Genomic DNA, 25,129 nt, shown 5'->3' with positions numbered 1-25,129 from the left:
CAGCGGTCATTGAAATCGACCGCACTAAAGGCCGAATACATGACCGCTCCAGACTTACGCCGTCGCCGTCATTTTGCCTCTTGCCCAAAAGGGGCCGTCCATACATGACGACCTCATGTTTGGCTGCGTATGAACTCTGCGAAACCCTGCACCGCATTACGCATCGCCATCACATTTTCCGGCTCCCCCAAAATAGCCTCCAGCTCCGGCGGCCTCTTCCCCAGCAGGGCAATCTCCAGCACCGCATCCTCATACATCGCGAACGACATTGTCCGCATGATCTCGGCCAAAGCGGCGCGGGCGAACAGCGAACGCGGCGAGGCGTGGGCCAGCATGGCGGGCTTGGCGACGGCGGCGTCGCGCGAGACCAGCCAGTCGAGCGCGTTCTTCAGCCCGCCCGGCACGCCATGGGCATATTCGGGACAGGAGACGATGATGCCGTCGGCGGCGGTGACGGCGTCGATCAACTCGGCCGCTTCGCGCGGCGTGCGCTCGCCCTCGTCGTCGGGATTGAAGATCGGCAGACGGCCGAGCCCGTCATAGATTGTGACGCGGCAGCCTGAAGGCGCGTTGCGCGCCAGTGCCGCGGCCAGTGCGGAATTGGTGGAGGCGGCGCGCAGGCTGCCGGAGATGGCGAGGAGGTTCAGCACAGCGTGGGGACCGGTCCGACGCGAATCGCGCCGGGAAAACCTACCACATCGTCTGCTTGTATTCCTCGTCGAGCCAGCGGTCGGTCGCCTCGGCCGAATCGGCAACCACCAGCTGGTCGCGCAGGATCTGGCCGAGCGTCGGCAGCGTCGCGCGGTCGTACCAGGTGTCGGGCTTCCACAGATTGGAGCGCATGAAGGCCTTGGCGCAATGCATGTAAGCTGCCTTGACCGCAACCACGACGACGCTTTGCGGCTCCTTGCCGTCGACGGCGAGGCGCGGTCGACGGTGATGCGGGCATCGCCATTGACGCGCAGCGTTTCGTTCATGCCGGGGATCAGGAACAGCAGGCCGACCGAGGGATTGCGCAGGATGTTCTCCAGCGTGTCCAGCCGGTTGTTGCCGGGCCGGTCGGGGATGGCGATGGTCCTGTCGTCGAGAATGGCGGCGAAGCCGGGCTTGTCGCCTTTCGGCGTCACGTCGGCATTGCCTTGGTCGTCGGACGAGCCGATCAGCACGAAGGGGCTTTTGCCGATGAAGGAGCGGCAATGGCCGTCGAGCGCCTTCAGCTCCTTGCGGATGGAACCGTCGGTCGGGCGCGGCGTCTTGTAGATCGTCCTCAGCTCTTCACGCGTGGTGACGAAGTCCATGCCTCTCCCCCTTGTTTGCAGGCTCTACTTGCCGGCCTTCTCTTCCCCGCCTGCCTTGTCGTCCAGCGAATGGCGCAGGATCAGCGGCATCTGGCTGAAAGTGAACAGAAGCGTGATCGGCATGATGCCCCAGACCTTGAAGGTAACCCAGGCGTCGGTGGAAAAATTGCGCCACACCACTTCATTGACGATGGCCAGGAACAGGAAGAAGAGGCCCCAGCGGAAGGTGAGCTTGCGCCAGCCTTCGGCATCGAGCCTGAAGGCGGAATCGAAGACATAGCCGAGCAGCGACCTGCCGAAGAACAGGCCGCCGAGCAGCACGCCGCCGAACAGCGTGTTGACGATGGTCGGCTTCATCTTGATGAAGATGTCGTCCTGCAAATAGAGCGTCAGCGCGCCGAAGATGAAGACGACGACGCCCGACACCATCGGCATGATCGGCAGTGTGCGCGTCAGCAGCCACGAGGCGATCAGCGCGATTGCCGTGGCGGCCATGAACAGGCCGGTGGCGACGAAGATCGGGCCGCCAAATTCGCCCAGGACAGGGAATTTCTGCACCAGCCACTCGCCGCGCGCATTGGCGAAGAAGAAGACCAGCAGCGGCCCAAGCTCCAGCACCAGCTTGAGCACGGGATTGACGCCTTCCTTCTTCTCTTTTTGCGGGTCGGACGGATCGCGTTCGAGAATGGGTGGGTTCATGATCTTCCTTCTTACGCGCGATCCCGTTGAAAAGGATCATGCCGTTACGCCACTCCAGCGATCGCCCTGGCGAATTCGCTTGCGGAGAAAGGTTCGAGGTCGTCGACCTGTTCGCCGACGCCGATGAAATAGACCGGCAGTTTGTGCTTTGCCGCGATCGCCACCAGAATACCGCCGCGCGCCGTGCCGTCCAGCTTGGTCATCACCAGGCCGTTGACGCCGGCGATGTTGCGGAAGATCTCGACCTGGTTGAGCGCGTTCTGGCCGGTGGTGGCGTCGACCGTCTGCAGCACGGTGTGCGGCGCTTCCAGATCGAGCTTGCCGAGCACGCGCACGATCTTTTCCAGCTCCGCCATCAGTTCTGTCTTGTTCTGCAGGCGGCCGGCGGTGTCGATGATCAGCACGTCGGAGCCGGCTTCCTTGGCCTTCTCGAAGGCGTCATAGGCCAGCCCCGCGGCATCGGCGCCGAGCTTGGAGGCGATGACGGGCGACTTCGTCCGTTCGCCCCAGATCTTCAGCTGTTCGATCGCGGCGGCGCGGAAGGTGTCGCCGGCTGCGAGCATCACCGACAGGCCGCCATCGGTCAGTTTTGCCGCCAGCTTGCCGATTGTGGTGGTCTTGCCGGTGCCGTTGACCCCGACCACCAGGATGACATGCGGCTTGTGCGAGAGGTCGAGTTCCAGAGGCATGGCGACAGGGGTCAGCACCTTCTCCACCTCGGCCGCCATGATGGCGCGCACTTCGGTGTCGGAGACATCCTTGCCATAGCGGCTGGAAGCCAGCGCATCGGTGACGCGAAGCGCCGTCTCCATGCCGAGATCGGCGCGGATCAGCACGTCTTCCAGGTCCTGCAGCGTGTCCTCGTCCAGCTTGCGCCTGGTGAAGACGCCGGCGATGTTGCCCGTGAGCTCGCGCGAGGATCGGGCGAGGCCGTCGCGCATGCGCTGGAACCAGGAGCGCCGCGGCGCCGGCTCCGGCGCCTTCACCGGCTCGGCCTTCTGCTCGACCTTTTTGGTGACGGTCACCTTGCCAGGAGCGGGTGTCGGCTCCGGCAGAGGTTGAGGAGCCGGTGGCGGGGCGGGTTGTGGTTCGGGTGCTAGCTTAGCAATGGCAGGCCGTGGCTCGACGGGCGCGGGTGCAGCTTCGACCGGCGTGCGCTTTACCTCCCCCTCGAGGGTCCCGAGCGCAGCTCGGGGGTGGGGATGACCGGCGCCTACGCCGGTGCCATCACCCCTCCCCGCCACTTCGTGGCGACCCTCCCCATCAAGGGGAGGGTGGGGCGCTGGCGCAGCTTCGGCAGCCGGTGGCGGCACCTCGACCGGTACTGGTGTTTCCGCCGGAATCTCCGCAGGCGGCGCCGGCACTTCGATCGGCGCCGGTTCGGGCTGCCCTTCCGGGCGCGGCGGCGCAATCTCCGGCTCGGCAGGCGCGGGAGCAGGGATTTCTTGCGGCTGCGGTTCGGGGGCGGGCTCCGGGGCGGCAGGGGGAAGCGGAATTTCCTCGGGCGCCGGCGGCTCAGTAGGCGTTGGCGCGGGTGCCGGTTCCTCTTGCGGCGCGGGCCGCGGCAAGGGTTCCGGCTCAGACGGAATAATCGGCTCCGGCTGAGTCGGAATGGTTGGTGCGGGCTCGGGTGCTGGCTCTTCAGGTGCCGGCCGAGGCGCGAGCTTTACCTCCCCATCAAGGGGAAGGTGGGGCGCTGGTTCCAGCTCATCGCGCTTCAGAAATTCCGGGACGACCTGTTCGGCCGCCGGCTTCAGCGCATCGAGCTGGTCCCATTTGATCGGCGGCAGCGGGGCGGTCTCGTCGACGCGCTCCTCGACAACCTCTTTCTTGCCGAACGAAAATATCTTCTTGAAAAAACCAGCCATGCTTTGCGTTTCTCAGGCGGCGCGTGCGGCAAGCGGCACTGCGTTGAGCCGGGCGCCATCGTGGCCAGTAATTGTCGCTTCGACGATCTCGCCAGGCGTGCCGGTGCCGAGCGCGGCGAGGGTAAATCCTTCGGTGCGGCCAAGCCCGTCGCGCTCGATCAGGATCGACTGGCGCGTTCCGGGCAGCGAGGACAGATGGCGCCGATAGGCGGCTTCGCCGGCGGCGCGCAGCCGGGCGGCGCGCTGCTTGACCAGTTCACGGCGGACCTGCGGCATGCGCGCGGCAGGCGTGCCCTCGCGCGGTGAAAACGGGAAGACATGGAGATGGGTCAGGCCACATTCCTCGACGATTTTTATCGAGTTCTCGAACATGGCGTCGGTCTCGGTCGGGAAGCCGGCGATGATGTCGGCACCGAAGACGATCGCGGGACGCAATTTGCGCACATCCTCGCAGAAACGGATCGACTGGTCGCGCAAATGCCTTCGCTTCATGCGCTTCAGGATCATGTCGTCGCCCGACTGCAGCGACAGATGCAGATGCGGCATCAGCCTGGGTTCGGTGGCGATGGCATCGAGCAAATCCTCGTCGGCCTCGATGGAATCGATCGAGGATAGCCGCAGGCGCTTCACGTCTGGCACCTGCTTCAGGATGGTCTTCACAAGTTTGCCGAGCTTGGGCGCCCCCGGCAGATCGGCGCCGAAGCTGGTCATGTCGACGCCGGTCAGCACGATCTCGGCATAGCCATTGCCGGCGAGCCGCTTGACCTGCTCGACCACGGCGCCCATCGGCACCGAGCGGGAATTGCCGCGGCCATAGGGAATGATGCAGAAGGTGCAGCGGTGGTCGCAGCCATTCTGCACCTGCACGAAAGCGCGGGCGCGGCCCTCTATGGCATCGACCATGTGGCCGGCGGTCTCGCGCACCGAGAAGATGTCGTTGACGCGGGCCTTCTCGGTGTCGTTGACGCCGAAATCCGGCAGCGCGCGGTACGAGTTCGCCTTCAGCTTCTCTTCATTGCCGAGTACGAGATCGACCTCGTCCATGGCGGCGAATTTTTCGGGCTCGGTCTGCGCAGCGCAGCCGGTGACGATGATACGCGCATGCGGATTGTCGCGGCGCGCCTTGCGGATCGCCTGTTTGGCCTGTCGCACCGCCTCGCCGGTGACGGCGCAGGTGTTGAAGATCACGGCGCCGCCTTGCAGCGCGCCGAGCCCGGCACTCTCGGCCTCGCGCCGCATCACTTCGGATTCATAGGTGTTCAGCCGGCAGCCAAAGGTCACCACATCAATGCGGTTGGGGGCTTCGGAAAGGGAGCCGTCGAAGTCCGGGCTCCTGGGCAGAGCGACCGACATCAGGCCGCGCTTTCGGTGTCACGGGCCCAGGTGCCGGTCGAGGGATCGAAGCTGCCGGAAAATTCCCACTCGGCGGTACCGGTCAGGATGACGTGGTCGTCCTCGCGCCATTCGACATGCAGCGTGCCGCCGCCGGGGGTCAAAAGGTTGACGCCGCGGCCGGTGCGCCTGGTGCGGGCCGCGGCCACCACCGCTGCGCAAGCGGCGGAGCCGCAGGCCTTGGTCAGGCCGGCTCCGCGTTCCCAGGTGCGGATGATCATGCTCTCGGGTGAGGTCACCTGGGCAATGGTGATGTTGGCGCGCTCGGGAAAGATCGGGTGGTTTTCGAGCAACGGGCCGAAACGTTCGAGCTCATAGGACCAGACGTCGCGGTCGACCCAGAAGATGGCGTGCGGGTTGCCCATCGAGACGGCGGACGGCGAATGCAGCACCGGCGCGTCGATCGGGCCGATCTGCAATTCGATCATGCGGGTGTCGCGGAACTCCTCGGCAAGCGGAATCTCCTGCCAGCCGAAACGCGGCATGCCCATGTCGACCGAGATCGTGCCGTCGGCATGTTCCCGGGCGTTGAGGATGCCGGCGCGGGTCTCGAAGGTGAAGGTCTTTTGGCCGGTCTCGGCGGCGAGCGCCTGGACGACACAGCGCATGCCGTTGCCGCAGGCCTGCGCACTGGTGCCGTCGGAATTCAGGATGTCGACATAGTAGGCGGTACCCGGCGTCTTCGCGTCATGGATCGCCATGATCTGGTCGAAGCGGGTCGCGGCATCGGCGTTCAACGCAAGGGCCGCCGCCGCCGTCACCTGATCGGCACGGCCGCGCATATCGGCGACGATGATCTCGTTGCCGATGCCGTTCATCTTGGCGAAAGGGGCAGTGCTTGCCATTGCTCCGCGAAATTCCGTGTCCGTTTGGCGCTATATGGCGGAAACGGGCGGGAATTACCAGTGCGCAGGCATGTTCAGTCACGGCGCAGACGCCGGACTGGTCACGGCGCAGACGCCGGACTTAGGTCACCGCAAAGATGCCAAGCACGACCAACAGGAAGATGACCAGAACGATGCCGATGAGGATGCGCGCACCGGTGGCCGCGGCTCCGGCCAGCGCCGGCATGCCGAGCAGGCTGGCCGCGGCGGCGACGATGAGCAGGATGATGATCCATTTGAGCATGGGAATGCCTCGCAAGCCGATAGATCTTGAAGCTGCATGAAAACGCTTCTGTCGCGCTTGGGTTCCGCCGGCTGCGAGGCGATGGAAGAACCTAGCCCGCGATCTCGATATCGGTGCTGAACGGCGCCGTCTTGGTCGAGTTCTGGTCATGCATGAGGAAGTTGCACTTATATTTCCCGGGCGGCAGCCCATCGAGGGAAAGGTCGAGCTTGAAGAACAGTTCGCGGTTGTGCGAGCGGGAAGCGACCTGAACGCTGCCGATCTTCTCGAAGGTGCCCAAAGCTTCGCCCGAGTCCGAAAGCACGGTGAGGTCGACGGAAAGCGCGATCTGGCTGTTGCCGAGGCCGTCCGAGCCATAGCCATAGCCGACCGGTTCCATATAGAGCACGACCTTCTCGCCCGGCTTGTAAATGTGATTGGCGCGCTCGCTGTAGATGCCGAAGCCGCCGGCCGAATCGACCTGTTTGACATTCTGCACGGCGAGCGGCATCGCTTGCCACAAGGCCTCCTCGGCGCCGCGGAATTTCTCCAGCGCGCCGGCTCCGTCACCTGCCTGCAGCGCCTTTTCGGCGTCGGCGGCGCGATCCGTGATTTCACCCGCGAAAGCCGCCGGCGCCGAGATTGCCAGCACCATCAGCGCTGCAAGGATAGATTTCATCTGCATTCCCCTTTTTTGCTGGGCGGACCATCGGCGAAAATGATGGTGCCGTAAATGGCCAATGCGGACTTCAGCCGTGCCCGATCTCCGGCACATGCCAGACCTCGCCGGGTTGCAAGGCGCGAAAGCGCTCCTGCGGCAGGCCCTCGGCGTCCAGCGCCTCGGCCAGTTTGCGGACCGGCTCGTCCATCGGTTCGTCGGTGAGTTGGAAAGTGCCCCAGTGGCAGCCGGCGGCGAAGGCGGCCTTGCATAGCTTCATGCCTTGCACCGCTTCCTCCGGGTTCTGGTGCTGCGGCGCCATGAACCAGCGCGGCTCGTAGGCGCCGATCGGCAGGATGGCGAAGCGGAAGCCGCCATGTTTGTCCGCCATCAGCCGGTAGTTGATGCCGTCATGGAAGCCGGTATCGCCGGCGAAATAGAGTTTGCCACCCTGCGTCTCGACGACGAAGCCGGCCCACAGCGCCATGCGCCGGTCGCGGGCGCCGCGCGCCGACCAGTGATGCGCCGGCTCGATATGGATGGCGGCGCGGTCAGCGATGTCGATCCGGTCGCCCCAGTCATGCGCCGACAGGCGCATGCCGGGAACCGACTCGCCGATCAACACGTCGTTGCCGAGCGGCGTCAGCACCAGCGGATCATGCCTTTGCTTCAGCCGCTTCAGCGTGGCGAGGTCGAGATGGTCGTAGTGGTTGTGGCTGACCAGAACGAGGTCGATCGGCGGCAGATCGTCGAAGGCGATGCCCGGCGCATTGACGCGTTTTGGCCCGACGAAGGAAAATGGCGAGGTGCGTTGCGACCAGACCGGGTCGGTGAGGATATTCAGCCCAGCCGTCTGGATCAGCAAGGTCGAATGGCCGACCATGGTTACGGTGAGGTCGGTCCCTTCGACCTTCGCGGCCGGCCTTGCCTGCGGAAAGGGGCTCGGACTGGCCGCCGGCCATTTCGCGCGTTGGCCGTTGAACTGCCATTTCAGCAGATCGGTGAAGCGGCCGGGCATCCGACCGCCAGGGTTGAAGAACAAGGTGCCATCGAAATGGTCGCTGGGCGGACCGCTGTAATAGCGGTTGGCGGCTCTTTTGCTCGGGGCCAAGGTTTGCGCTCCAGCGGATTTCGGCTCCTAGACATAGGCCTTGCGCCGGTTGGCGCAAGCATTTGCGGGCGAGCGCTGTAGCGGCCGAGATCCACGAACTTGAGCGAAGAGGCAGATATGGCAGGTCGAGACTGCGATAAATTTGCAACAATCTTGCCGCAAACCCTATTTTAACCATATCGGGTTGAAATTTCGCCACCTTCTCCATCTTGGTGGGAGGTGATATTGCGCGGACGGCATCCCCCCAGCCGGGTCCCCGACGGAGGTTGTAATGAATTTTTCGAAAAGCGGTCTGGTGGCCGTATCGCTGGCGGCGCTCGTTGCGAGCGGCTGCTCGACCTCGCGCTTCTCGTCCATGGACGACCAGCAACCGGCGCCGCTGCAGCCGGCGCCGGCCGGCCAGGTAACCTCCAACCAGCTGCCGCCGCCGGCTTCGCCCGGCAGCACCGACCCGTCGAAGTTCCCGACCGCGCCGGCGAACACGCAGGTTGCGTCATTGCCGCCGGACGGCCAGGCGCCCGCCGGGGCCTCGGATCTCAGCGCGGCAGCCGTCGCCGGCGTCTGGAATGCCAGCGTTTCCGGGCAGAGCTGCAAGATCGCGACGCCGCAGACCAAGTTCGGCGCCGGCTTCCGCGCCGGGCCGCTGCATTGCCCTGCCCCGATCGACGGCATCAAGTCGTGGAACGTCGCCGGCAAGCAGCTGACGCTCTATGATGAGAATGGCGGCTCGCTGGCGCGGCTCTATTCCTCGGGCGGCTCGAAATTCGACGGCCAGACTTCCAACGGTCAGCCGATTTCGCTTACAAGGTAGCCCGATCTCCCCGGTGCATGTCGCCCAAACTGGGGCCCCGGTTTTGGGGCAACGACTTGCATGAGAAAAAACGACGTGACCGATGCATCTGCGTGACGGCCTCCAGACCCATGCGACCGTCAGGCAGCGCTACGACCACCTGGTGGAAACCGGCGCGATCGGACGCGATCCGGCGCAGGAGCGGATCGCCGTCGCGCTCGACCGGCTGACCGACGAGATCTCGGCCAAGCGGCTGGCGCACAAGTCCAGCGCGCTGGGCTGGCTGTTTGCCCGCAAGCGCGAGACGCATGAGGCCATCAAAGGCCTCTACATCCATGGCGGCGTCGGTCGTGGCAAGACCATGCTGATGGACATGTTCTTCGAGCTGCTGCCGGTCCGGCGCAAGCGCCGCGTCCATTTCAACGACTTCATGGCCGATGTGCAGGACCGCATCCAGAAGCACCGGCAGGCGCGCAAGAACGGCGACGTCAGAGAGGATGATCCGATCCCGCCGGTGGCCAAGGCGCTGGCCGAACAGGCCTGGGTGCTGTGCTTCGATGAATTCTCGGTCACCGACATCGCCGACGCGATGATCCTGTCCAGGCTGTTTTCGGCGCTGTTCGCCAATGGCGTGGTGCTGATCGCGACCTCGAACGTGGCGCCGGAAAATCTCTACCGCGATGGGCTCAACCGCCAACTCTTCCTGCCGTTCATCGGCATTCTGGAGCGGCACGCGCGGGTGCTGTCGCTCGACAGCGACAAGGATTACCGGCTGGAAAAGCTTGCCCGCACGCCGGTCTATGTCACGCCGGCCGACAACACGGCCGACCGGGCGCTGGATGAGGCCTGGCGGACGATGACGCGCGGCGCGCCGACCGCCGCGACCTCGCTGACGCTGAAGGGCCGACAGGTTCTAGTGCCGGCTGCGGCGGGCGACGCGGCGCGTTTTTCCTTCGCCGATCTGTGCGAAAAACCGCTCGGCGCGCGCGATTTCCTGGCGATCGCAGGCCGCTTCTCGACCGTCTTCATCGACCACGTGCCGGTGCTGGGCGAAGGCAAGCGCAACGAGGCCAAGCGCTTCATCCTGTTGATCGACACGCTTTACGATCATCATGTGCGGCTGGTGGTGAGCGCCGAGGCCGCGCCGCAGGAGCTTTATGTCGCCAGGCGCGGCGTCGAGGTATTCGAGTTCGAGCGCACGGCCTCACGCCTGATCGAGATGCAAAGCCGCGACTGGCTGGAGGACTGGGCGGAGCGGCGGAATGAAAGGGCGGCGCCGGCTGCGGCGCCGCAGGCTCAGGCCCTACCTTCGTCGTCCTAGGCTGCGGGACGCAAAGCAGAGCGGAGACCCTGTCCGCTAGGCGAGTGCCATGACCATGAAATGGCCGGGTCGGCTGAGATAGGCTGCCAATCGATCCGGCCTGACCGTTCGTCGAACACATCCTCGGCGATCCGCATCACAAGGGCGTCATCGCCGGCTTCAAGCCTTACGATCTCCATCTTCATTGTGTAAATTCTCCCAAGTAGGCTTACAAACTTTGACGTTTACGTAAGTCCCAACCCATCTAACCGATTGAAAATGTTCACTCCAAAATAATCGTTTGAATTTATTTTGCACCGGGGCTATTGGGTGCGGCGAAATCTCGCGGGTTTCCTCAGCATTCCGGCCTCTTCCTCGACGCCGTCATCAAGTCGTCAAAGATTTGGGCGCAGTCACAGACAAAGGGAAAACATCCACACATGGCACGCAACAAGATAGCGCTTATCGGCTCGGGCATGATCGGCGGCACGCTGGCCCACATGATCGGCCTCAAGGACCTCGGCGACGTGGTGCTGTTCGATATTGCCGAGGGTATACCGCAAGGCAAGGGGCTCGATATTGCGCAGTCGTCGCCGGTCGATGGTTTTGACTCCCGGCTGACCGGCGTCAATGACTATGCCGGCATCGAGGGTGCCGACGTCTGCATCGTCACCGCCGGCGTGCCGCGCAAGCCTGGCATGAGCCGCGATGACCTGCTCGGCATCAATCTCAAGGTCATGGAACAGGTCGGCGCCGGTCTGAAGAAGTACGCGCCCAAGGCCTTCGTCATCTGCATCACCAACCCGCTCGACGCCATGGTGTGGGCGCTGCAGAAGTTTTCCGGCCTGCCCAAGACCCATGTCGTCGGCATGGCCGGCGTGCTTGACAGCGCGCGCTTCCGCTATTTCCTGGCCGAGGAATTCAAGGTCTCGGTCGAGGACGTCACCGCCTTCGTGCTCGGCGGTCATGGCGATTCCATGGTGCCGATGATCCGTTATTCGACGGTGTCAGGCATCCCGCTGCCCGACCTCGTCAAGATGGGCTGGACCTCGAAGGAGAAGCTCGACCAGATCGTGCAGCGCACCCGCGACGGCGGCGCCGAGATCGTCGGCCTGCTCAAGACCGGCTCGGCCTATTACGCGCCGGCGGCCTCGGCGATTTCGATGGCCGAAGCCTATCTCAAGGACAAGAAGCGCGTGCTGCCTTGCGCTGCCCACCTCTCCGGCCAGTATGGCGTCAAGGGCACCTATGTCGGCGTTCCCGTGGTGATCGGCGCCGGCGGCGTCGAGCGCATCATCGAGATCGACCTCAACAAGAGCGAACAGAAGATGTTCGATAGTTCGGTGGCGACCGTGCAGGGCCTGACCGAGGCCTGCGTCAAGATCGCGCCGCAGCTCGCTTCGAAGTGAACCTCGCCAAAACGTCCACCCCGGCAAAACGGCAATCCTGGCAAAAAAGACTTGGAGATAGTTCCCGATGAACATCCATGAATATCAAGGCAAGGCGCTGCTGAAGAGCTTTGGCGCGCCGGTGGCCGAAGGCTTGCCGGTGTTCAAGGCGAGCGAGGCGGAAGCCGCCGCCAAGGCGCTGCCCGGCCCGCTCTATGTGGTGAAGAGCCAGATCCATGCCGGCGGCCGCGGCAAGGGCAAGTTCAAGGAACTGTCGCCTGACGCCAAGGGCGGCGTGCGGCTGGCGAAGTCGGTCGCCGACGTCGTCGCCAACGCCAACGAGATGCTTGGCCACACGCTGGTGACCAAGCAGACCGGCCCGGCCGGCAAGCAGGTCAACCGCCTCTATATCGAGGACGGCGCCGACATCGAGCGCGAGCTTTATCTGTCGATCCTGGTCGACCGTTCCGTCGGCCGCATCGCCTTCGTCGTTTCGACCGAAGGCGGCATGGACATCGAGGCGGTCGCCCATGACACGCCGGAAAAGATCATCACCGTCGCCATCGACCCGGAAAAGGGCGTGACAGTGGATGACGTGAAGGCGCTCAACACAGCCCTCAAGCTCGACGGCGACGCGGCCAAGGATGGCGGCACGCTGTTCCCGATCCTCTACAAGGCATTTGTCGAGAAGGACATGAGCCTGCTTGAGGTCAATCCGCTGATCGTCATGAAGAACGGCCGGCTGCGCGTGCTCGACGCAAAGGTGTCGTTCGACAACAACGCGCTGTTCCGCCACCCGGACGTGCTCGAACTGCGCGACACCACCGAAGAGGACGAGAAGGAGATCGAGGCGTCGAAATACGACCTCGCCTATGTCGCGCTCGACGGCAATATCGGCTGCATGGTCAATGGCGCCGGCCTCGCCATGGCGACGATGGACATCATCAAGCTCTATGGCGCCGAGCCCGCCAACTTCCTCGATGTCGGCGGCGGCGCGTCCAAGGAGAAGGTGACGGCGGCGTTCAAGATCATCACCAAGGACCCGGCGGTCAAAGGCATACTGATCAACATCTTCGGCGGCATCATGAAGTGCGACATCATCGCCGAGGGCGTGATCGCCGCGGTCAAGGAAGTCGGGCTGGAAGTGCCGTTGGTGGTGCGCCTGGAAGGCACCAATGCCGAACTCGGCAAGAAGATCATCAATGACAGCGGCCTCAACGTCGTGTCGGCCGATGATCTCGACGACGCGGCCAAGAAGATCGTCGCGGCGGTGAAGGGCTGAGCCTATGCCTCCGCGCAAGATAAACCTGGTCGAGGCGGCGGATCAAAAGATCAGCAAGGTCTTCGATCCGCACATTGCCGGCGACGTCAATGACAGCCAGGCGAAGGTCGCCAAGTTCGGCGCGACCTTCGACTGGCACGCGCATGACAATGAGGACGAGGCGTTTCTGGTGCTGCGCGGGCGTATCGCCATCGATTTCCGCGACGGTCCGGTCGAGCTCGGCGAGGGCGACTTCATCGTCGTGCCGCGCGGTGTCGAGCACCGGCCGCGCTCGCTCACCGCCGAGCCCGTGGTGCTGATGTTCGAGCCGGCGACGACGCTCAACACCGGCAACGCCAAGAGCGATCTCACCGTCACCGACCTGAAGCGGCTTTGACGATGAACGCTGCCTCCTTCTCCTCGCTTTCCGCCGATCACCAGCGCCTGCAGGCGCTGGTCGGCGCGTGGCGCGGCGAGGAAGAGGTGGCGGAAACACAATGGGCTGATGCCGGCACGGCGACATCAGAAGTTCTTGCAGAGGCGCAGTTCGGCGGCCTGTTCGTCGTGCAGCGCTATCGCCAGCGCCGCGACGGTACGATTTCCTTCGGCGCACACAACGTCTTCGGCTTCGACCAGCCGAACAGCCTCGTCACCATGCACCAGTTCGATTCGATGGGCTTTGTGCCGGCCTCGCCGGCCACGGGCACGTGGAACGGCAGCGAGCTCAATCTGGAGCGGTCGTCGCCGCGCGGCGCGGCGCGCTTGACGTATATTTTCGAAGATGCCGACACCTACCGCATGCGACTGCATTTCAAACCCGCCGGCAGCGATGGCTGGCAAGACATGGTGAGTGGCGTCTACCGGCGCGTCTCGCCTTCCTCGATCAACAGTTTTTAGAAAAGGGCTCCGATGTCCATTCTCGTCGACAAGAACACCAAGGTGCTGGTGCAGGGCCTGACCGGCAAGACCGGCACGTTCCACACCGAACAGGCGCTGGCCTATCACGGCACCAAGATGGTGGGCGGCATCCATCCCAAGAAGGGTGGCGAGACCTGGACCGGCTCGAAGGGCGAGAGCCTGCCAATCTTCGCCACCGTCGCCGAGGGCAAGGCAAGGACTGGCGCCAACGCTTCCGTCATCTACGTGCCGCCGGCGGGCGCCGGCGAAGCGATCCTGGAAGCGATCGAGGCGGAAATCCCGCTGATCATCTGCATCACCGAAGGCATACCGGTGATGGACATGGTGAAGGTCAAGGCGCGGCTAGACCGCTCGACCTCGCGGCTGATCGGACCAAACTGCCCGGGCGTTCTCACCCCCGACGAATGCAAGATCGGCATCATGCCCGGAAACATCTTCCGCAAGGGCTCGGTCGGCGTTGTTTCGCGCTCGGGAACACTTACCTATGAGGCCGTGTTCCAGACCACCAATGTCGGCCTCGGCCAGACCACCGCCGTCGGCATCGGTGGCGACCCGGTCAAGGGCACCGAGTTCATCGATGTGCTCGAGATGTTCCTCGCCGACGACGAGACCAAGTCGATCATCATGATCGGCGAGATCGGCGGTTCAGCCGAGGAAGACGCCGCGCAGTTCCTCAAGGACGAAGCCAAGCGCGGCCGCAAGAAGCCGATGGCTGGCTTCATCGCCGGACGCACGGCGCCGGCCGGGCGCACCATGGGTCATGCCGGCGCGGTCATCTCCGGCGGCAAGGGCGGCGCCGAGGACAAGATCGCGGCGATGGAATCTGCCGGGATAAAGGTATCGCCCTCGCCGGCACGATTGGGCACGACGCTGGTTGAAGCCATCAAGGGCTGAACGTCAGCGCCGTCAGTGGAATAAGAGCCAACGGCGGTTCGTTGGCTTTGAGGGGACAAGAAGGGCGGATGAATCGCCCACTATCGCGGCCCTGCCGCAAACGTAAGGAGACGGAGCCAGGCTCCGCTGAAACGACATGGCAAGACAAGATCAGGCCAACGACCAATTCTCGCTCACCTCGTTCCTCTATGGCGGCAACGCCGATTACATCGACGCGCTCTATGCCGCCTATGAGGACGATCCCGCCTCGGTCAATCCCGAATGGCAGGAGTTCTTCGCCGGGCTGAAGGACGATGCCGGCGATGTGCGCAAGAACGCCAAGGGCGCTTCCTGGGCCAAGCCTTCCTGGCCGCTGCAGGCCAATGGCGAATTGGTGTCGGCGCTCGACGGCAATTGGGGCATCGTCGAGAAGCACCTGGAAAAGAAGGTCAAGGACAAGGCGGTCACCAACGGCGTCGTGCTCTCCGATGCCGACGTGCACCAGGCGACGCGCGATTCGGTGCGCGCCATCATGATGATCCGCGCCTACCGCATGCGCGGCCACCTGCACGCCAATCTCGACCCGCTCGGCATCGCCAAGCCGCTCGAGGACTACAACGAGCTGTCGCCGGAGAATTACGGCTTCACCGCAGCCGATTACGACCGGCCGATCTTCCTCGACAATGTGCTCGGGCTCGAATTCGGCACCATCCGGCAGATGCTGGAGATACTCACCCGCACCTATTGCTCGACGCTCGGCGTCGAGTTCATGCACATCTCCGATCCAGAGGAGAAGGCCTGGATCCAGGCGCGCATCGAAGGCGCCGACAAGGAGATCTCCTTCACCAACACCGGCAAGAAGGCGATCCTGCAGAAGCTGGTCGAGGCCGAAGGCTTCGAGCAGTTCATCGACGTCAAGTACAAGGGCACCAAGCGCTTCGGCCTCGACGGCGGCGAATCGCTGATCCCGGCGCTGGAGCAGATCGTCAAGCGCGGCGGCCAGCTCGGCATGAAGGAGATCGTGCTCGGCATGGCGCATCGCGGCCGGTTGAACGTGCTCAGCCAGGTGATGGCAAAGCCGCACCGCGCCATCTTCCACGAGTTCAAGGGCGGCTCGGCCGCTCCCGACGAGGTCGAAGGCTCGGGCGACGTCAAGTACCATCTCGGCGCCTCGTCGGACCGTGAGTTCGACGGCAACAAGGTGCATCTGTCGCTGACCGCCAACCCTTCGCACCTGGAAATCGTCGACCCCGTGGTGATGGGCAAGGCGCGCGCCAAGCAGGATTATCTGTTCGGCCGCGGCCGCGAGGAGATCGTGCCGCTGGAAGAGCGCGCCAAGGTGCTGCCGCTGCTCCTGCACGGCGATGCCGCCTTCGCCGGCCAGGGTGTGATCGCCGAAATCCTCGGCCTGTCGGGCCTGCGCGGCCACCGCGTCGCCGGGACGCTGCACTTCATCATCAACAACCAGATCGGCTTCACCACCAATCCGCGCTTCTCGCGCTCGTCGCCCTATCCGTCCGACGTCGCCAAGATGATCGAAGCGCCGATCTTCCACGTCAATGGCGACGACCCGGAAGCCGTGGTGCACGCCACCAAGGTGGCGATCGAATTCCGCATGAAGTTCCACAAGCCGGTGGTCGTGGACATGTTCTGCTACCGCCGCTTCGGCCACAATGAGGGCGACGAACCGGCCTTCACCCAGCCGATCATGTATCGCAACATCCGCACCCACAAGACGACGGTGCAGATCTATGCCGATCGGCTGATCGCCGAGGGCCACATCACCCAGGCCGAGCTCGACCAGATGAGGGCCGACTGGCGTGCGCATCTGGAGCAGGAATGGGAAGTCGGCCAGCATTACAAGCCCAACAAGGCCGACTGGCTGGATGGCGCCTGGTCTGGCCTGCGCACGGCCGACAACCAGGACGAACAAAGGCGCGGCAAGACCGCCGTGCCGGTCAAGACGCTGAAGGAAATCGGCAAGAAGCTGACCGAGGTGCCGAAGGGTTTCGAGGCGCACAAGACCATCATCCGCTTCCTCGAAAACCGCCGCGAGGCGATCGAATCCGGCGAAGGCATCGACTGGTCGACGGCGGAGGCGCTGGCTTTCGGCGCCATCCTGCTCGACGGCAACCCGATCCGCCTGTCGGGGCAGGATTCCGAACGCGGCACCTTCTCGCAGCGCCATTCCGTGCTCTACGACCAGCGCGACGAGACTCGCTACATCCCGCTCAACAATCTGTCGGCGGCACAGGCCGGCTACGAAGTCATCAATTCGATGCTGTCGGAAGAGGCGGTGCTGGGCTTCGAATATGGCTACAGCCTGGCCGAGCCGAAGGCGCTGACCTTGTGGGAAGCGCAATTCGGCGACTTCGCCAACGGCGCCCAGGTGGTGTTCGACCAGTTCATCTCGTCTGGCGAGCGCAAGTGGCTCAGAATGTCGGGCCTCGTCTGCCTGTTGCCGCATGGCTATGAAGGCCAGGGTCCCGAACATTCCTCGGCCAGGCTGGAGCGCTTCCTGCAGCTCTGCGCCGAAGACAATATGCAAGTGGCCAACTGCACCACGCCGGCCAACTACTTCCACATCCTGCGCCGGCAGCTGAAGCGCGACTTCCGCAAGCCGCTGATCCTGATGACACCGAAGTCGCTGCTGCGCCACAAGCGGGCGGTGTCGACGCTGCCGGAAATCTCAGGCGAAAGCTCGTTCCACCGGCTGTTGTGGGACGACGCGCAGCTGTTGCCCAACCAGGCGATCAAGCTCACCAAGGACTCGAAGATCCGCCGTGTCGTGCTGTGCTCGGGCAAGGTCTATTACGACCTCTACGAGGAGCGCGAGAAGCGCGGCATCAACGATATCTATCTGCTGCGCGTCGAACAGCTCTATCCGTTCCCGGCCAAGGCGCTGATCACCGAATTGTCGCGTTTCCGCAACGCCGAGATGGTGTGGTGCCAGGAGGAGCCCAAGAACATGGGCGCCTGGTCATTCATCGACCCGTATCTGGAATGGGTGCTGGCGCATATCGACGCCAAGCATCAGCGGGTGCGCTACACCGGCCGGCCTGCGGCCGCGTCGCCGGCGACCGGCTTGATGTCCAAGCACCTTGCCCAGCTCGCCGCCTTGCTCGAAGACGCGCTCGGCGAATAAAGCAGGCGAATAGAACAGAACCGACAAGAACGGACAGGCACAATGGCTACCGAAATCCGCGTTCCCACTCTCGGCGAATCCGTCACCGAGGCGACCATCGGCAAATGGTTCAAGAAGGTCGGCGATGCCATTGCCGTCGACGAGCCGCTGGTCGAGCTCGAAACCGACAAGGTGACGGTGGAAGTTCCGGCCGCCGCAGCCGGCACGCTGGGCGAAATTGTCGCCAAGGAAGGCGAGACGGTCGGTGTCGGCGCGCTGTTGGGCTCGATCGCGGCCGGTGGCTCTGCTCCGGCGACCAAGCCACAGGCGGTGTCGCAGGCCTCATCGCCGGATGCGGCGTCGACCACCAAGCAGGCCGCGGCCGAGACCGCCAAGATCGCCGGCGATGCCGGCGCGGTCGAGCCGCGCAACATGCCGCCGGCGCCGGCCGCCGCAAAACTGATCGCGGAGAACAATCTGTCGGTCGACCAGCTGTCCGGTTCGGGCAAGCGCGGCCAGGTGCTGAAGGGCGACGTTCTCGACGCCATCGCCAAGGGCGCGCCGTCGCAGCCGGCCGAGACGCCGAGGGCGGCTCCGGCACCGATTGCCGTGCGTGCGCCATCCTCCGGTGACGATGCCTCGCGCGAAGAGCGCGTGCGCATGACCAAGTTGCGCCAGACCATCGCGCGCCGGCTCAAGGAAGCGCAGTCGACGGCCGCCATGCTCACCACCTTCAACGAGGTCGACATGTCGGCGGTGATGGCGCTGCGGACCAAGTACAAGGATGTGTTCGAGAAGAAGCACGGCGTGAAGCTCGGTTTCATGGGCTTCTTCACCAAGGCCGTCACGCATGCGCTGAAGGAAATCCCGGCAGTCAATGCCGAGATCGACGGCACCGACATCATCTACAAGAACTTTGCCCATGTCGGCGTCGCCGTCGGCACCGAGAAGGGCCTCGTCGTCCCGGTCGTGCGCGACGCCGACCAGATGTCGATCGCCGAGATCGAGAAGGAGATCGGCCGGCTGGGCATCGCCGCGCGCGACGGCAAGCTGTCGGTCGCCGACATGCAGGGCGGCACCTTCACGATTTCCAATGGCGGCGTCTATGGCTCGCTGATGTCGACGCCGATCCTCAATGCGCCGCAGTCGGGCATTCTGGGCATGCATAAGATCCAGGACCGGCCTGTCGTGGTCGGCGGCCAGATCGTGATCCGGCCGATGATGTATCTGGCGCTGAGCTACGATCACCGCATCGTCGACGGCAAGGAAGCGGTCACCTTCCTGGTGCGCGTCAAGGAAAGCCTGGAGGATCCGGAACGGCTGGTGCTTGATCTCTGAGGCCGTCGGATGGCGGCTCGTGGCAGAGGCGGCCAATGATGGCCCGTTTGCTTGGGGCTGCCAAACCGGTTGTGCTGATGGCCGGCATGGTGCTGGCTCCCCCAACTGCCCGTGCCGCCTGTCCGATCGAACTCGCCGTCTATGGTGATGCGCAAAGCGGCAGCGAGATCGATTTTACGCCGACCGGCACCTCGGCGACCGTCACCAACACGTTCCGCGTGATCCTCGACAACAATGTCGTGCTGAACGGCATCGTCATGTGGAACGAGGGCGTGGCACGGCCGAACGGCGCGCTGATGTACAAATGCCCGGCCGGCGCCGAGCTCGTCGCCTGCACCCCCTGGCACGGCGTCATCTATACGTCCGACGACAAGGGCAGCATCGGGCTTTTGCCGGCGGAAGGCGTCGAGGCGCCGAAGACGCTGATCCTGCCGGATCTCGGTCCGGCGCTGCGTCAGTCCTCGGCCTATGGCGGCAGTGGATTCTCGAAAGTGCCGTGGGACGTGTTTACGCTGAAGGGATGCCAGGAATGAGCGAGGCGCAAAAAGTGCTGCTGGTCACCGGCGGCAGCCGCGGCATCGGCGCCGCCGTCTGCCGGCTCGGGGCGAAGGCCGGTTATCGCGTCGCGGTCAACTACGCCTCGTACAAGGCTGCCGCCGACGTGCTGGTCGGCGAAATCAAGGCTGCCGGCGGTGAAGCGTTCGCGGTCAAGGGCGATGTCGGCAGCGAGGCCGATATCATCTCCATCTTCGAGGCGGTGGATCGCAGCTATGGCCGGCTCGACGCCGTCGTCAACAATGCCGGCATCGTCGACGCCAAGGCGCGCGTCGACGAAATGAGCGCGGCACGGCTCGAGCGGATGATGCGCATCAATGTCGTCGGTTCCATCTTGTGCGCCCGCGAGGCGGTCAAGCGCATGTCGACGCGCCATGGCGGCAAGGGCGGAGCGATCGTCAACATCTCCTCGGCGGCGGCGGTGCTGGGCGCGCCGGACAATTATGTCGACTATGCCGCGTCCAAGGGCGCCATCGACACGTTCACCATCGGGCTCGCCCGCGAGGTGGCGCTGGAAGACATCCGCGTCAACGCGGTGCGGCCGGGCATCATCGACACCGACATCCATGCTTCCGGCGGACAGCCGGATAGGGTGGCGCTGATCCAGGACACGCTGCCGATGAAAAGAGCGGGCACCGCGGATGAAGTCGCGGGTGCTGTCCTCTATCTTCTATCCGACGCCGCGTCCTATACGACAGGCGCGATCCTGAATGTCAGCGGCGGCCGCTGAGCGCTCTCAAGCAGTTCGAGCATGATGTTATCCGAAAACCGCGTCACACTTTTCGGCATCATGCTCAAAACAGAAGGACACTATCATGGCTTATGACGTCGTTATCATCGGATCGGGACCCGGCGGCTATGTCTGCGCCATCAAGGCGGCGCAGCTCGGCCTGAAGGTGGCGGTGGTCGAGAAGAACGCGACCTTCGGCGGCACCTGCCTCAACATCGGCTGCATCCCGTCCAAGGCGCTGCTTCATGCCTCCGAAATGTTCGCCGAGGCCGGCCATTCCTTTGACACGCTGGGCGTCGAGATACCGGCGCCTAAGCTCAATCTGACAAAAATGATGGCGCATAAGGATGCGACGGTGTCGTCCAACGTCAACGGCGTCGCCTTCCTGTTCAAGAAGAACAAGATCGACAGCTTCCGCGGCACCGGCAAGGTGGTGGCGGCCGGCAAGGTGTCGGTGACGGGCGAGGATGGCAAGGTCGAGGAGATCGAGACGAAGAACATCGTCATCGCTACCGGCTCCGATGTCGCCGGCATCCCCGGCGTCAAGGTCGATTTCGACGAGAAAATCATCGTGTCTTCGACCGGCGCGCTGTCGCTGGACAAGGTTCCCGGCCATCTGGTGGTGGTCGGCGGCGGCGTCATCGGGCTCGAGCTCGGCTCGGTCTGGGCGCGGCTCGGCGCCAAGGTCACCGTCGTCGAGTTCCTCGACACGATCCTCGGCGGCATGGACGGCGAGGTCTCCAAGCAGTTCCAGCGGCTGCTCTCCAAGCAAGGCTTCGAGTTCAAGCTCGGCGCCAAGGTCACCGGCGTCGCCAAGGCCAAGAAAGGTGCAACCGTCACCTTCGAGCCGGTCAAGGGCGGTGCAGCCGAGACCATCGCTGCCGATGTCGTGCTGATCGCTACCGGGCGTCGTGCCTATGCCGACAGTCTCGGGCTGAAAGAAGCCGGCGTCGAGGTCGACGAGCGCGGCCGCGTCAAGACCGACGGGCACCTCAAGACCAACGTTGCCGGCATCTATGCCATCGGCGATGTCATCGCCGGGCCGATGCTGGCCCACAAGGCCGAGGACGAGGGCGTGGCGGTGGCCGAAACCATCGCCGGCCAGGCCGGCCATGTGAACTACGAGGTCATTCCGAGCGTCGTCTACACCAGCCCGGAAATCGCCTCGGTCGGCAAGACCGAGGAGGAACTGAAGAAGGCCGGCATCGACTACAAGGTCGGCAAATTCCCGTTCAGCGCCAATGGCCGCGCGCGCGCCATGCTGCACACGGACGGTTTCGTGAAGATCCTCGCCGACAAGCAAAGCGACCGGGTGCTCGGCGTGCACATTGTCGGCTTCGGCGCCGGCGAGATGATCCACGAGGCAGCGGTGCTGATGGAGTTCGGCGGCTCGTCGGAAGATCTCGCCCGCACCTGCCACGCGCATCCGACGATGTCGGAGGCGGTGAAGGAAGCGGCGCTGGCCACGTTCTTCAAGCCGATCCATATCTAGAACACCCAGCGCTTCGCAGCGCCATCATCCAAAACAAAACGGCCCGCCTTTCAGCGGGCCGTTCGTATCTGGTGTCGAGCCGATCAGTTGGCTGGAGCCGGCGCAGGGGCCGGGGCCGGGGCAGGTGCCGGAGCCGGAGCGGGCGCAGGTGCCGGAGCAGGTGCCGGGGCTGGTTCGGCTGGCTTGGCCGGTTCAGCCGGCTTCATCGGTTCGGCTGGCGCAGGTGCCGGGGCCGGTGTGCTGGCCGCTGGCGGTTCGGCGGGTGCCGGATGCTCGCCGCGTCTGCCGAAGACGTAGTACGCGACAATCGCCAGAATAACGACGACCAGAGCAATCAGCCAGGGGCTGCCACCGCCACCGCCGCTTGGCCTGTCGTTTGATGGATTCGCCATAAAAGTGTCCTCCGTGGATGAAAATGATCAATCAACAGCCATCAACGTGCAACCGTTGAATGGGTTTCACGCTAGGGAAGGAAAACGCCGAAAACGCTGCGTTTAGGGCCCCCACTGCCATCCGACTCAATTGACGGCGGTGACAGTATAGCCGGCTTTACGAAAATCCTCGACCGGTCCCTCTGCGGGCCGGCGGCGTTTCGCCACGCAGTCTCCCAAACCAACCGATGCTATCGTTGGTTGCGAGGGATTTGCCGGTATGATGCCCACTGCACAGACTTTTGCCGATCCCGAAGGCGTTCTTGCAGGCGCTCAGTTCGCCGACCGATACGTGCTGACAACCGATGGTCTTGCGCTGACCGCAATTGGCGCGGCCGAGCGCGTCCTGGGGCGGACACCGCTATGGATCGGCCGGCTTACGCAGCTGCGCAACCTAGCCGTCAGGCCATTTGGCCTGAAAACGGGGGCGGAACCCGACGCGCCGCCGGAAAGCAGGATTGGCATATTTCCGCTCATCAGCCAGGCGCCCGGCAGGGTCGTCCTTGGCCTGGACGACCGGCATCTCGATTTCCGCATTCTGGTGGAAGTGAACGACCTCGGCGCGGGCGGGCAGGAGGTGGCCGCGTCGACGATCGTGAAGACGCACAATCTGTTTGGGCGGACCTATCTCGCCATCGTCAAGCCGTTTCACCGCATCATCGTTCCGGCGATGCTGGCTCAAGTCTTGATCAAGTAGGGGTTAAAGCCCTACGGCGGTGACGGTGTAGCCGGCCTTGCGAAAATCCTCGACGAGTCCCTCGGGACCGGGGAGGTGCAGCGCGCCGACCGCCATGAAGGCATTGCCCCTGGCCAGGATCGGCCCGGCATGATCGACCATCACCTTGTTGCGGCTCGTGATCATGGTTTCCTCGAAGGCGGCATAGCCCGAGGCGTCATTCTGCTCTTCCGGCATGGCGGCACGGAACAGCGGCCAGAACATGCCGGTGTCGCCGCGCTGGTAGAGCACGATCATGGTCTCGTTGATATCGTTGACCTTGTCGCCGAGCTTCAGTGTGTCGACCAGGCCCTTCATGTGGAAGGCAAGCGGCAGCGAGGCCATGGCGCGCAGCTGGCTCTCGGCCGTTTCCAACCCTTCCACCGGCTTGCCGGCCGCCTTGGCGCTCTCTGCCAGCTTGACGTCGAGCACCGGCGCCCCGCCAGACTGGCGTGCGAGTTCGCAGGCCGGAAGCGCCATCATCGCCGACAGCATCCACGGCTTCATCTTGGCGACTGTTGCCGGCGGGATGCCGCGCGCGTCGAGTGCTGCGTTCATCGCCGCCGCTTCGTCCGGCTTCAGCAAGGAGGACAGCGTCGTGGAGTCGGTGAACATCATCAGGTCCGGCTCCTTCAGCATCGCCGTCATCATCTTCTGCTTGTCGAGCACGTCGGTGGTTTCGATGATGAGGGTGCCGGCAGAGTCAAAGGCCTTCTGTGCCTCGGGCGGCAGCGTGGTGACGCGCGGGTCGGTCATGTGCATGGTGCCGAACAGGTAGGATGGCTGTTCGCCCGATTTCTCCAGCTTCCACAGCAAGCCCTTGCCATTTGGCGTGGCGGCGGCTTCCGCCTCGATCTTGCTGTAGGTGGCAGGGCTGCTCTTCTGCAGGGCTGACAGCATGTCGGCGCCGCTGCAGGTCGGGATTTCCGCATGCGCCCTGCCGGCCGCGAACAGCAGAACGCCAAGGAAAGACAGGAAAAACAGCACGTTGAGCGCGACAAGCAGCTTCAGCGAGATGGAAGCCGCACGGTCGACGATGGCAATGACGCGTTTCATGATCCCATTCCTAGGACTGAAAAGCGGCAAAACGGTTAACTGATATCGCGAAATTGAAGGGTTTATGCTCTCGGATGGGCCGATTCGTAGATTTCGAGCAGCCTTGCGGTGTCGACGCCTGTGTAGATCTGCGTCGTCGACAGGCTGGCGTGGCCGAGCAGTTCCTGGATGGTGCGCAGATCGCCGCCGCGGCCAAGCAGATGGGTGGCGAAGGAGTGGCGCAGCGCGTGCGGCGTCGCGGTGTCGGGCAGATTGAGCGCCGAGCGCAGCTTGGCCATGTCGCGCTGGATGATGGCCGGGTTGAGCGGGCCGCCGCGCGCGCCGCGAAACAGAAGTCCCTTGGGGTCGAGATGATAGGGGCAGAGCCGGCGGTATTCGGCGATTGCCCTGAGCGCCACTGGCAGCACCGGCACCAGCCGCGTCTTGCCGCCCTTGCCGGTGACGCGCAGCACAGTGTCGGCCTCGGACGCCAGATCGGCGCCGGCGAGGCCGAGCGCTTCCGAAATGCGCAAGCCCGAACCGTAGAGCAGCGTCAGCACGGCGGCGTTGCGGGCGGCAATCCAGGGCTCTTCGGCCAGCTGGCCTTCCACCGACACAATCCGTTTGGCGTCGCTTGCCGTCAGCGGTTTTGGCAGCGATTTGGGCTGGCGCGGCGCGCGCAGCGCAGCGGCGCCAGCGGCGTTGACCAGGCCACGGCGTTCGAGAAAACGCAGCAGCGAGCGGATGCCGGCGAGACCTCGACCCAACGTGCGGGCGCCGGCGCCGGCGTTGCGGCGAGCGGCAAGAAAGCCGCGCAGGTCGGCCGGGCGCAGATTGGCGATGTCGGAAATGCCGGGCGAGCCGCCGCAATGGCCAGTGAGGAAATGCAGGAACTGGCGCGTGTCGCGCTCGTAGGCCTCGACCGTCTCGGGCGACAGCCGGCGCTCACGCGCCAACATCTTCAGCCAGCTTTCGCGCGCCGCCTGGAGATCGGCTTTCGCCGGGATGAGGAATTCCTGCATGGCGGTATTTTCTTGTATCCGGGT

Annotated in this window: 21 protein-coding genes and 3 pseudogenes; 13 read left to right on the top strand and 11 right to left on the bottom strand. The window is 64.3% G+C overall.

Features of this window, described 5'->3' with window-relative positions; all coding sequences use genetic code 11:
• Positions 1-113: 113 nt before the first annotated feature.
• The 9 genes and pseudogenes from ACWGS8_RS33265 to ACWGS8_RS33225 form a co-directional block, all read right to left on the bottom strand.
• Positions 114-632 (bottom strand): annotated as a pseudogene (locus ACWGS8_RS33265) (NADPH-dependent FMN reductase); the annotation flags it as partial.
• Between the two features lie 58 nt (positions 633-690).
• Positions 691-1,298, bottom strand: a pseudogene (locus ACWGS8_RS33260) (pyridoxamine 5'-phosphate oxidase family protein).
• Positions 1,299-1,322: 24 nt separating this feature from the next.
• Positions 1,323-1,997 carry a septation protein A gene (locus tag ACWGS8_RS33255; RefSeq protein ID WP_454584899.1) on the bottom strand — a complete coding sequence of 225 codons (675 nt, stop codon included), beginning with the start codon at positions 1,995-1,997 and terminating at the stop codon, positions 1,323-1,325.
• 44 nt (positions 1,998-2,041) lie between these two features.
• Positions 2,042-3,865, bottom strand: a complete 1,824-nt coding sequence (ftsY, locus tag ACWGS8_RS33250; RefSeq protein WP_454584898.1) for a signal recognition particle-docking protein FtsY — start codon at positions 3,863-3,865, stop codon at positions 2,042-2,044.
• Between the two features lie 12 nt (positions 3,866-3,877).
• The gene (gene mtaB, locus ACWGS8_RS33245) at positions 3,878-5,218 is read right to left on the bottom strand and encodes a tRNA (N(6)-L-threonylcarbamoyladenosine(37)-C(2))-methylthiotransferase MtaB (protein WP_454584897.1); all 1,341 of its coding nucleotides are present in this window, start codon (positions 5,216-5,218) and stop codon (positions 3,878-3,880) included.
• A complete protein-coding gene (gene dapF / locus ACWGS8_RS33240) occupies positions 5,218-6,102 on the bottom strand; it encodes a diaminopimelate epimerase (RefSeq protein WP_454584896.1) in 885 nt (294 codons plus the stop codon). Before dapF ends, mtaB begins: the two co-directional genes overlap by 1 nt.
• 121 nt (positions 6,103-6,223) lie before the next feature.
• Positions 6,224-6,385, bottom strand: coding sequence for a DUF1328 family protein (locus ACWGS8_RS33235; RefSeq protein WP_082525393.1), 162 nt, complete (start codon positions 6,383-6,385; stop codon positions 6,224-6,226).
• A 91-nt stretch (positions 6,386-6,476) separates the two neighbouring features.
• On the bottom strand, positions 6,477-7,043 hold the full coding sequence (locus ACWGS8_RS33230) for a hypothetical protein (RefSeq protein WP_454584895.1): 567 nt from the start codon (positions 7,041-7,043) through the stop codon (positions 6,477-6,479).
• 70 nt (positions 7,044-7,113) lie between these two features.
• Positions 7,114-8,133 carry an MBL fold metallo-hydrolase gene (locus ACWGS8_RS33225; RefSeq protein WP_454584894.1) on the bottom strand — a complete coding sequence of 340 codons (1,020 nt, stop codon included), beginning with the start codon at positions 8,131-8,133 and terminating at the stop codon, positions 7,114-7,116.
• Positions 8,134-8,404: 271 nt separating this feature from the next.
• Between ACWGS8_RS33225 and ACWGS8_RS33220 the strand changes: the two genes are divergently transcribed.
• From ACWGS8_RS33220 to ACWGS8_RS33160, 13 genes and pseudogenes are all read left to right on the top strand, one after another.
• Positions 8,405-8,944 carry a protease inhibitor Inh/omp19 family protein gene (locus ACWGS8_RS33220; RefSeq protein WP_010912341.1) on the top strand — a complete coding sequence of 180 codons (540 nt, stop codon included), beginning with the start codon at positions 8,405-8,407 and terminating at the stop codon, positions 8,942-8,944.
• Between the two features lie 82 nt (positions 8,945-9,026).
• The gene (gene zapE / locus ACWGS8_RS33215) at positions 9,027-10,244 is read left to right on the top strand and encodes a cell division protein ZapE (protein ID WP_454584893.1); all 1,218 of its coding nucleotides are present in this window, start codon (positions 9,027-9,029) and stop codon (positions 10,242-10,244) included.
• A 419-nt stretch (positions 10,245-10,663) separates the two neighbouring features.
• Complete coding sequence (gene mdh / locus ACWGS8_RS33210; RefSeq protein ID WP_019862040.1) at positions 10,664-11,632, top strand: malate dehydrogenase; 969 nt, start codon at positions 10,664-10,666, stop codon at positions 11,630-11,632.
• 67 nt (positions 11,633-11,699) lie between these two features.
• Positions 11,700-12,893 (top strand): ADP-forming succinate--CoA ligase subunit beta, encoded by a 1,194-nt coding sequence (gene sucC, locus ACWGS8_RS33205; RefSeq protein ID WP_454584892.1) that lies wholly within the window; start codon positions 11,700-11,702, stop codon positions 12,891-12,893.
• Between the two features lie 4 nt (positions 12,894-12,897).
• Positions 12,898-13,269 (top strand): cupin domain-containing protein, encoded by a 372-nt coding sequence (locus ACWGS8_RS33200; RefSeq protein WP_064981484.1) that lies wholly within the window; start codon positions 12,898-12,900, stop codon positions 13,267-13,269.
• A gap of 2 nt (positions 13,270-13,271) precedes the next feature.
• Positions 13,272-13,769: a DUF1579 family protein gene (locus ACWGS8_RS33195; protein WP_454584891.1), complete on the top strand. Its 498-nt coding sequence runs from the start codon at positions 13,272-13,274 to the stop codon at positions 13,767-13,769.
• A 12-nt stretch (positions 13,770-13,781) separates the two neighbouring features.
• Positions 13,782-14,684 carry a succinate--CoA ligase subunit alpha gene (gene sucD, locus ACWGS8_RS33190; RefSeq protein WP_095774800.1) on the top strand — a complete coding sequence of 301 codons (903 nt, stop codon included), beginning with the start codon at positions 13,782-13,784 and terminating at the stop codon, positions 14,682-14,684.
• A gap of 136 nt (positions 14,685-14,820) precedes the next feature.
• Positions 14,821-17,808: a 2-oxoglutarate dehydrogenase E1 component gene (locus tag ACWGS8_RS33185; RefSeq protein ID WP_454584890.1), complete on the top strand. Its 2,988-nt coding sequence runs from the start codon at positions 14,821-14,823 to the stop codon at positions 17,806-17,808.
• Between the two features lie 42 nt (positions 17,809-17,850).
• The gene (gene odhB / locus ACWGS8_RS33180; RefSeq protein WP_454584889.1) at positions 17,851-19,125 is read left to right on the top strand and encodes a 2-oxoglutarate dehydrogenase complex dihydrolipoyllysine-residue succinyltransferase; all 1,275 of its coding nucleotides are present in this window, start codon (positions 17,851-17,853) and stop codon (positions 19,123-19,125) included.
• 77 nt (positions 19,126-19,202) lie between these two features.
• A complete protein-coding gene (locus tag ACWGS8_RS33175) occupies positions 19,203-19,658 on the top strand; it encodes a hypothetical protein (protein ID WP_454584902.1) in 456 nt (151 codons plus the stop codon).
• Positions 19,655-20,410 carry an SDR family oxidoreductase gene (locus ACWGS8_RS33170; protein ID WP_454584888.1) on the top strand — a complete coding sequence of 252 codons (756 nt, stop codon included), beginning with the start codon at positions 19,655-19,657 and terminating at the stop codon, positions 20,408-20,410. The genes ACWGS8_RS33175 and ACWGS8_RS33170 overlap by 4 nt, the downstream gene beginning before the upstream one ends.
• 76 nt (positions 20,411-20,486) lie before the next feature.
• A pseudogene (gene lpdA, locus ACWGS8_RS33165) lies at positions 20,487-21,902 on the top strand (dihydrolipoyl dehydrogenase); the annotation flags it as partial.
• 651 nt (positions 21,903-22,553) lie between these two features.
• The gene (locus tag ACWGS8_RS33160) at positions 22,554-23,030 is read left to right on the top strand and encodes a DUF2867 domain-containing protein (RefSeq protein WP_454584887.1); all 477 of its coding nucleotides are present in this window, start codon (positions 22,554-22,556) and stop codon (positions 23,028-23,030) included.
• A 3-nt stretch (positions 23,031-23,033) separates the two neighbouring features.
• Here the strand turns inward: ACWGS8_RS33160 and ACWGS8_RS33155 are convergent, their stop codons facing one another.
• Complete coding sequence (locus ACWGS8_RS33155) at positions 23,034-24,104, bottom strand: TraB/GumN family protein (protein WP_454584886.1); 1,071 nt, start codon at positions 24,102-24,104, stop codon at positions 23,034-23,036.
• A gap of 62 nt (positions 24,105-24,166) precedes the next feature.
• Complete coding sequence (locus ACWGS8_RS33150) at positions 24,167-25,105, bottom strand: tyrosine recombinase XerC (RefSeq protein ID WP_454584885.1); 939 nt, start codon at positions 25,103-25,105, stop codon at positions 24,167-24,169.
• Positions 25,106-25,129: the final 24 nt, after the last annotated feature.

The sequence above is a fragment of the Mesorhizobium sp. 43Arga genome, from assembly GCF_053714255.1.
Note: the sequence above shows the minus strand (reverse complement) of the source record. Positions and strands in the feature narration are given on the sequence as shown.